At 72.0% G+C, this 2,405-nt stretch carries 1 protein-coding gene; it reads left to right on the forward strand.

Translation table 11 applies throughout. The features are described 5' to 3' along the window. Positions 1–1,203, forward strand: a 1,203-nt coding sequence (locus tag KSNIM_RS38555; protein WP_263108324.1) for a replication-relaxation family protein, incomplete at its 5' end; no start/stop codon positions are given. Positions 1,204–2,405: the final 1,202 nt, after the last annotated feature.

The following is a 2,405-nucleotide window of genomic DNA, read 5'->3' on the forward strand; positions in this document are numbered from 1 at the left end:
GCGGTGATCTGGGGGCTGACCGACCTCGGCCTGGACGCCGCCAAGTCCACGCTGCCCTCCGGGCGGAAGGTCGGCGGGCGGGCCCGGTCGGTCGGCCGGACCACCGGCGCCCCGCACGCCATGGCCGTCAACGACACCATCGTCGCCATCACCTCCCCGGCGACGCCGGGCCAGCCGATCGGCACGATCGCCGACTGGACCACCGAAGCCGCCCACCCCTTGCCGGGCGATCGCGCCCAGTACGCCGACGCGGTTCTCACCGCACCCGCCGACGGCGTCCCGCTGCTCCTGGTCGAGGTCGACCTGCACAACGAGACCCCGCAGTTCGTCGCGGCCAAGTTCGACCGGTACGCCGAGTACTTCGCGCTGACCTATAACGACCCGACGCACGAGGGGCACCACAGCACGGCGAAGAAGCTCCCCGTCTGGCGGCGGAAGTACCCGCAGGCCGGCCGCCGGAGTCTGCCGCCGATCGCCCTGGTCCTCGGCGGCGCCGGCCCCCGCGGCCTGAACAACCTGATCAACAAGCTGCAGGACCTCACCGTCCGGCACTGGGCCCCGTCCGATCACGCCCCGCTGAACTTCACCGACCGGATCCCGATCCTGGCCTGCCACCTGGAGGCCCTGCAGCGGCGCGGACCGCACGCCGACATCTGGTGGCGCTTCGGCGCCCACCAGTGGCAGTCCCTCACCGACGCGCTCGCCCACACCGAGTACCGCGCCCGCGTCCAGGCCCAGCTGGACGCCGAGGAGCAGGCCGCCCACGAAGAGCGCGAGAAGCGCCTGGAGGCGACCCGCTGCCCGGGCTGCAACCGCCGCTCCGACGAGATCTCCCGCGGCCGGGCCAGCGACGGCACCGAGCTGTGCAGCGACTGCCAGAGCAAGGCGTGGCAGGCCGAACGGGACAAGAAGCAGCAGGCCGTCCGCGACGCCCACGCCCGACGCTGGCCCTGCTACACCTGCAAGGGCCCCCTCGGCGGCCAGCCCGACTCCGGCATGGAACGCACCACCGAAGCCCCTCCCGAAGCCCTGGAGTGCCCCTCCTGCGAGGCCGACCGCCGCCGCACCACCACACTCCCGCTCATCCTCCCCATGCCCAGCCCCCGCGAGATCCGCCGCGCCCGCAAGGAGAAGCCCGACGACCCGTGGTGGGAGATGCGCCTGATCCACGCCCAGCGGTACCCGAACCGGCCCCGCGGATGAACCGCCCCGTAAGCGCCTGCATTTAAAGTTCCCAGAGTCGCATTTATGAACCCATCAATAACGGCAGAAAGATGCCCAGGAAATCCTGAACCAGAATCGTCAGACCGTGATGCGCCCCGGGTGTAATTGGCCATTCGGAAGGCGGAATTCGGCGCGTCCTGAATCGATCGACCGCACGGCAGACCGTACTGCGCGTGCGGCGTACGACCTGCCACGGGCCGGGACGGGCGGCCGGCCCGCCGGCAGGACCGGGGCCGTATCTCCCGCCCAGCCCCGGGCCGCCAGCCGGAGACTGGCAGCCGGCCGGAGGCCTGCCGGGGTGGGCCGTCGGGCCCTGCGGCGCTCCAACCCCCTGCCCGACTGCATGCCCGACTGTGTGCGCCACTAGGTGCCCGACTGTGTACCCGAGTACGTGCCCGGACCATCCGCCCCGCCCCGAACATCCCAGCAGCTCAGCGCGCCAATCAAGGTGACTGGCAGCCATGACAACCCCCTCTGCGCGCCCTCTCGCGGAAGGCCTGGCCTGGGAACAGGTGGATATGGGTTGGGTGCGGGTTGGGGTGGTGGTGTGGGGTGGTGGGGTTGGGATGGGCGGGTGGGCGCGCATCGGTGGTTCTCACCGGCGCTGCGCTGGCCTCTTTCGGGACGGCGCCCGGCCGGTGGCCGGTCGCGCGGGTGGGGCCGGCCCCGAGGCGCCAGGAGGCTAACGGGATAGCAGATCGGAATATCGGCCAGGCGAAAACCAGATCCCAGTCCGGCGTCCGGATGGGGGTAGGGGCTGTGGCGGGATGTGCCTACGGTGGGTTTCTGATACTGCCCGGACCTGGTTTTGGCCGGGGCCGGGCGGTGGGTTTTCCGGCTGGATGGGGAGGGGTGCTGCGGCGGGATCGCCCGACGGTAAGAACTTGATACACAACCGGAGGCTGGCCCGGCGGACCAGCCGCGCCGGGGAACGCCCGGCCGGTGATCGACCGGCCGGGCGTTCCCCGATCCCGCCCCCGACGTGCGGTCAGCCCGACCACCCCGGGGCCACCCCTCCCCCTAGCCAGCCCTACCCCACCCCAGCCACAAGCTCAGCTCAGCCCCTTGACCGGGGCTCAGCTACCGGGGCCGTCGGAGCGAAGCGGAGCGGCCCGGGAGGGGAGCGAAGCGGACCGACCAGGCCCGGCGTAGCCGGGCCGGCCTGACCGAAGGTCAGGCCG

This window comes from Kitasatospora sp. DSM 101779 (genome assembly GCF_025655475.1).
Taxonomy (GTDB): domain Bacteria; phylum Actinomycetota; class Actinomycetes; order Streptomycetales; family Streptomycetaceae; genus Kitasatospora.